Raw genomic sequence first — 5,195 nt, 5'->3', positions numbered from 1 at the left:
CGGCCTATAATTTCGTCATTTGTGAGTCGCTGGCGAGGCATGTGGGACCATGACGCTCGACACGTGTCGATGTCAGTGACCCCATCGTCCATGAAGGGTACAGCATGAACGGTCCACAAGCCGGCGACCGCATCAGCGAATACGTCCTCGTCGAGATGGTCGGCGCGGGCAGCTTTGGACAGGTCTGGAAGGCCCGGCACCACGTCTGGAAAGAAGAGATCGTCGCCATCAAGGTCCCGACCGATTCGCAGTTCGTGCGCAATCTTCAAAAAGAGGGCTGCACGATTCACGGCCTGCGCCACAAGAACATCGTCCGGGCCATTGGCCTCGATCCCTACGCGGAGACGCCCTATCTGGTGATGGAGTTCGTGGACGGTCTCTCGCTGGAAGGGTGGATCAAGCGGTATCGCGAGGGGATGCCGGTGCGTACGGCGCATCGGATCTTGCGCGGCATCCTGGAGGGCCTGGAGCACGCCCACGCCAATGGCGTTATTCATCGAGACATCAAGCCGGCCAACATTCTCATCGCGGGCGGCAAGGAGAAGCCGGTCGAAGAGCTGGGCGTCGATGACGTGAAGGTCACGGACTTCGGGCTCGGGCGAGTGGGCGAAGTGACGGCCAACAGCATCATGCAATCGGGCAGTCTGCTCGCCGAAGACGGCAAGAACATCTCCGGGACGATCGCCTACATGGCCCCGGAGCAGCGCGACGGCGAGGCGACCGACGCGCGGAGCGATTTGTACGCCGTCGGCATCGTGCTGTTTGAACTCATCACCGGTCAGCGGCCCAGCGGGAGCGACATGCCGTCGCATCTGCGCGAGGCCTTGCCGCCGTGGATCGATCCAGTCTTCGCGAGACTCTACACGCGGCGCGAGCGGCGGTTCCCCGGCGCGGCGGATGTCCTTCGGGCCATTGGTCAATCGGAGGCGCGGCCGGTGAGCGCGGCGACGATACCGACGGTTCCAACGGTTCCGGCGATTCCGGTGAATCGTGTCCCGGGCGCGCGTCCGATATCCGGGGGGGCATGCCCATCGTGCCGTGCGCCGATCGAGGCGGGCGACAATTTCTGCATTTCATGCGGCAAGCAGTTAACGGCGACCCTGCGAAAATGTCCTCAATGCGGCGGCTATCCGGAGTCGGACGACCGGTTCTGCATTCACTGCGGCGGCGAGCTGATGGCGACGGGGGGATAGACCATGGTTATCTGGTCAACCGGGATGCCGTTGTTTGCCCTGCTCTTCTTTGCCGGGTTTACCATTTTTGTGTTTTCCTGCCTTCTGAGGGTCATTCGAGGGCCGGGCTGGGATAACGGCAGGGAACTGGACAATATGTACGACAGAAACGGCAATTCCCTTTCCGAAGAGGAGTGGATGGAGCCGTGGCGATGCCCGCGACCCCAATGCCGGGCGATGAACCCCGGTCATGCGAAGTTCTGCCGGTTGTGCGGCCACGCGGCCCGCGAAGGCGAACAGCATTAGATCAGTCAACTGCCTCTCGCTTTAGACGCCATCGCAAACGTTTCATCAAGGCAGGAGAATGAGTCGGCCAATATGGTAAACCCCGCTGCGAAACGCGCAATAGAAATGGAGTCGGCTTATCTCGTGGGGGTTCAGCAGAACATCCGCGAGGCGGGTTCGCGCTACGACCGCGGCAGGCTCACCACGTTTCAGGAGATCGACTCCGGCGAGCGCGTGCGCGCGGCGATGATCGACCGGCGACTGCACGATCGGGCGCTGGCGGCCGAGTTGCCGCAGGGCAAGGGGTTTGTCATCCGTCAGTGGGCGCGGCGGCTATTCTTCTGGCGGAAGCTCCAGGGGGTGACGGTCGCGACGACGCTGGTCCCGCCGGAGCCGCTGCTGACGCCGGACACGCCGCCCGGTCCGGTGACGCTGGTGCAGTTGGCGTCGCATGTTCGGTCGCTGACGACGGACCTTCGGGCGCCGCATGTTATCGGCGTGTGCAGTCCGAGCGGCTTTGAAGAAAGTGTGCATCGCGCGCCGCTCGATATTCCCAATGTGACCCTGGTGCTGGTGGAGCCGGCGTCGGCCGGCGGGTGGAAAATATCATCGCCCGGGCGGAAGATCGACGAACGGCTGCTGAAGCTGTTTAATCCGGAGAATGTCGCTCAGAAGATCGATCGGGTTCGCCGGGAGATCGAGGAGCGCAGCACCGATCTGCTGACCGGCGGTCTGTCGGCGAGCAGCATGGCGGCTCGGCTGGAGCTGCCGGTCAAGGTGGTGCAGCAGGCGTTTGAAACCGCCGCAAGGAGCGACCCGGACCTGCGCGTCTCAAGGCGATCCGGCGAATATCTGCTCTTCCGCGGCGCGGGTATGTACTCGGGCGAGGAGGTTGGTTCGATGTCGATGTTCGAATGGGTTCGCAGTCTCTTTTTCAGTGAAGGGGACGAGGCGAAGAAGATCAACCTGCTCTCCGAGCGGCGGGCGGCGCTGTCCGACCGGCTGAACCGGATGTACGACGACATCGGCAAGCTGGAAAAGAAGGAGACGCAGCTCGTCGACGAGGGCAAGACGGCGACGTCGAACGTGGTGAAGCGGCGCATCGCCGCGCAGATCTCCCACATGCGCAAGGACATCAGCCGGTGCAACACCAGCGCGGCGCTGCTGTCCAAGCAGATCAACATCATCAGCACGCACATTCACAACCTGCAACTGGCCCAGACCGGAAGCATCGCTCATCTGCCGTCGAGCGAGGAACTGACCGAGGCGGCGGTGAACGCCGAGGAGATGCTGGAGCAACTGACGGCCAGCGACGATCTGGTGAGCAGCCTGGAAGTGAACATGGCGCAGTCGGCCATGTCGGACGATGAGGCGGCAATTCTGAAGGAGCTTCAGGGCGGCGACGAGGAGAAGGCCCCGCCGGAGAAGACACCGGCCGTCGGCGAGTCGCAGACAGCCAAGACACAGGCGCCGTCGCGCGAGCGAAGCGGACCGCAGGCGGAGTGACGCAGAGCCTTAGCAGATAGAACGGGCGGAGCATGGGATTATTCGACTGGCTGACAAAGCGAAACAAGTCCCTGTCGCAGATGACGCGGCAGGAGCTTCGGCGGCAGGAACTGCTTCTGGGGCGCGATCGCGAGCAACTGCTCAAGCGGGTCAGCGACTGCGCGACGAAGAAGCAGGAAATCTTCGAGAAGGGCCGGCAGGAGAAGTCGCCGGAGGTTCGGCGAATCCTGGCGCAGGAGTTCGACCTGAAGACGACCGAGCAGCTCATGGCCGGCCGTCAGCTCAATATGCGCACGAAGGAGTATCTGACCGTCTCGCGGATGCGCATGCTGCGGGAGAACGCCGACAAGGCCAAGGCGATGGGCTCGCGGCTGGGGATGATCGGCGAGCGCGACCTCGTGACGCTGGAGAAGATGATCGAGAACGACAAGATCACGGCGGAGATGTATCAGGAGCGGCTGGACTCGATGCTGTCGATCGGCGAGGAAGAGGGCGAGTCGATTCTCACGCCGGGCTCCAAGCAGGTGCTGGACGTCTGGGAGCAGATGGACACAGGGCTCATCGACGACGCGAGTCAGGCCTTCGACGAGGCGGACAAGCGCGTCCGGGAGCGGCACAAGTCGGCTGAAGGGGCATAGCGGTGGCACTCGAAGCGGCGGTCGATCACAGCAAGGACCAGGTTCGCCGGGCGATCATGCAGTTCGCGGCGCGGCGGGGCTGCAAGGTGACGACGCCGTGGTATGCCGAGTGTCTGCGGATCGAGGCGGGTGCCGGTATGCCGGCGCAGCATGGCGGGGTCGAGGACGGCATCTCCGGCATGCTTCAGTTGGCCTCGACCTACTTTCTCGATAAGCCGAAGCACCGGGCCTATGTCGATGTGGAACTGAGCCGCAAGCGAGGACAGACGATCGCCGCGATTTCCTTCGGGGAGCATCCGCGGAGTTCGAGTCTCGGGGCGATGCTCGAAGCCTTCCTGATGGACGAGGCGGCCTTTGAGACGAAGACCCCGGCGGCCTGCCCGAGCTGTGCCGCGCCGGTCGTCAATCTGCGGGCGACCTATTGCGGCCGCTGCGGGCATCAACTGACAAGCGGCGTGACCAAGGCGCCGCGCGGGCAGGCGGACGGGGCCGTGGACGGCGAAGCCGATGACAGCGATGAATCGCGCAGCGAGGCAGTGGCCATTGAGCGACGGCGAGAAGGCGAGGAGCCGAGATGAGTCTATTCAAGAGCGAAGAAGAGCGGCGGATCGAGCGGGACATCAAGATTCGCCAGGGCATCCGGCGGATTGAGAAGTCGATCTCCGAGCAGAACAAGTTCACCAACGAGTTCATCAAGAACGCCCGACGGGCCAAGCAGATCGGCGATAACTCGCAATACATCTTCATCCGCAACTCGCTCAAAAAAACGGCGACGGTGAAGAAGATGCTGGAGCGGCAGCTGCTCGCCGTGAAGAACGCACTGATCATCAAGCGGCAGGCCGAGGCGTCGAGCGATTTCGCCCAGGCGATGGGGACAATGGCCTCGGAGATCGGCCGGATGTTCGGCCAGACCGACCTCGTGCGCACGCAGACCGAGTGGGAAAAGGCGATGGCCCAGAGCCAGAGCATGGAAGAGCGGATGAGCATGTTCCTCGAGACGGTCGAGGACATCGCCGCCAGCGACACGGCCGAGGTGCCGACGGAGGTCGTGACCGAGCAGGAGATCGACGCGATGATCGAGGCGGAAAGCGAGGCGGAGCACGCGAAGGACGTGGACGAACTCGACGCCCTGCGCGCGGAGCTGAACGCGGTGAAGAACGCGGGGCAGAAGGAAGCGAAGTGAATTTGCGATGCGATCTCTCATCGCCAAATCGTCGAATGAATCTTGAGGAACAGAAATGAGTTATCCGGAGTTGAAGTACAAACCACTAGTAGAGGCTATTTTCGAGATTCGCTGGAAGATCCATCAGAAAGTTCCTGGGATCACTGCTGATCCCCATTACCGCCTCCTGCTAGGCCGTCTCTATGATAGGCTCCAGTCGCAATACCCTGAACACGAGCAGTTGGAAACGGCAAATATTCCGGACGAAATGTCAGGGCACCTGCCTCAGCACCGCTTCAGAACTGGTCCGAATGACTGGCCATTGGTGCAGCTAGGACCGGGTATCTGCACTGTGAATGACACCTCCAAATACAAATGGGAGGATTACCGGGGGCGTGTCGTTGACGCCAAGGTAAAGCTATTCGATGCTTT

The 5,195-nt window shown here is 62.4% G+C and carries 7 protein-coding genes; all 7 read left to right on the top strand.

Features of this window, described 5'->3' with window-relative positions; genetic code table 11:
• The first annotated feature begins 104 nt into the window (after positions 1 to 104).
• A complete protein-coding gene (locus ACKUUH_RS16950) occupies positions 105 to 1,193 on the top strand; it encodes a protein kinase domain-containing protein (RefSeq protein ID WP_407951068.1) in 1,089 nt (362 codons plus the stop codon).
• 3 nt (positions 1,194 to 1,196) lie between these two features.
• Positions 1,197 to 1,478: a hypothetical protein gene (locus ACKUUH_RS16945; RefSeq protein WP_407951067.1), complete on the top strand. Its 282-nt coding sequence runs from the start codon at positions 1,197 to 1,199 to the stop codon at positions 1,476 to 1,478.
• Between the two features lie 105 nt (positions 1,479 to 1,583).
• Positions 1,584 to 2,963: a hypothetical protein gene (locus tag ACKUUH_RS16940; protein WP_407951066.1), complete on the top strand. Its 1,380-nt coding sequence runs from the start codon at positions 1,584 to 1,586 to the stop codon at positions 2,961 to 2,963.
• 32 nt (positions 2,964 to 2,995) lie between these two features.
• On the top strand, positions 2,996 to 3,601 hold the full coding sequence (locus ACKUUH_RS16935; protein ID WP_407951065.1) for a hypothetical protein: 606 nt from the start codon (positions 2,996 to 2,998) through the stop codon (positions 3,599 to 3,601).
• Between the two features lie 2 nt (positions 3,602 to 3,603).
• Positions 3,604 to 4,179: a hypothetical protein gene (locus ACKUUH_RS16930; RefSeq protein WP_407951064.1), complete on the top strand. Its 576-nt coding sequence runs from the start codon at positions 3,604 to 3,606 to the stop codon at positions 4,177 to 4,179.
• Positions 4,176 to 4,784, top strand: coding sequence for a hypothetical protein (locus ACKUUH_RS16925; RefSeq protein ID WP_407951063.1), 609 nt, complete (start codon positions 4,176 to 4,178; stop codon positions 4,782 to 4,784). The genes ACKUUH_RS16930 and ACKUUH_RS16925 overlap by 4 nt, the downstream gene beginning before the upstream one ends.
• A 55-nt stretch (positions 4,785 to 4,839) precedes the next feature.
• On the top strand, positions 4,840 to 5,195 hold a 356-nt coding region (locus ACKUUH_RS16920), incomplete at its 3' end, for a TIGR04255 family protein (protein ID WP_407951062.1).

Source organism: Parvibaculum sp. (assembly GCF_045863935.1).
GTDB lineage: Bacteria > Pseudomonadota > Alphaproteobacteria > Parvibaculales > Parvibaculaceae > Parvibaculum.
The sequence above is the reverse complement of the archived record's forward strand: the minus strand, read 5'-3'. Positions and strand labels throughout refer to the sequence as shown.

Bases quoted from the DNA above. Each gene is read 5' to 3' on its own strand.
- ACKUUH_RS16925 (WP_407951063.1), top strand. From the start codon at position 4,176: ATGAGTCTATTCAAGAGCGAAGAAGAGCGGCGGATCGAGCGGGACATC.
- ACKUUH_RS16935 (WP_407951065.1), top strand. From the start codon at position 2,996: ATGGGATTATTCGACTGGCTGACAAAGCGAAACAAGTCCCTGTCGCAG.
- ACKUUH_RS16950 (WP_407951068.1), top strand. From the start codon at position 105: ATGAACGGTCCACAAGCCGGCGACCGCATCAGCGAATACGTCCTCGTC.
- ACKUUH_RS16945 (WP_407951067.1), top strand. From the start codon at position 1,197: ATGGTTATCTGGTCAACCGGGATGCCGTTGTTTGCCCTGCTCTTCTTT.
- ACKUUH_RS16940 (WP_407951066.1), top strand. From the start codon at position 1,584: ATGGAGTCGGCTTATCTCGTGGGGGTTCAGCAGAACATCCGCGAGGCG.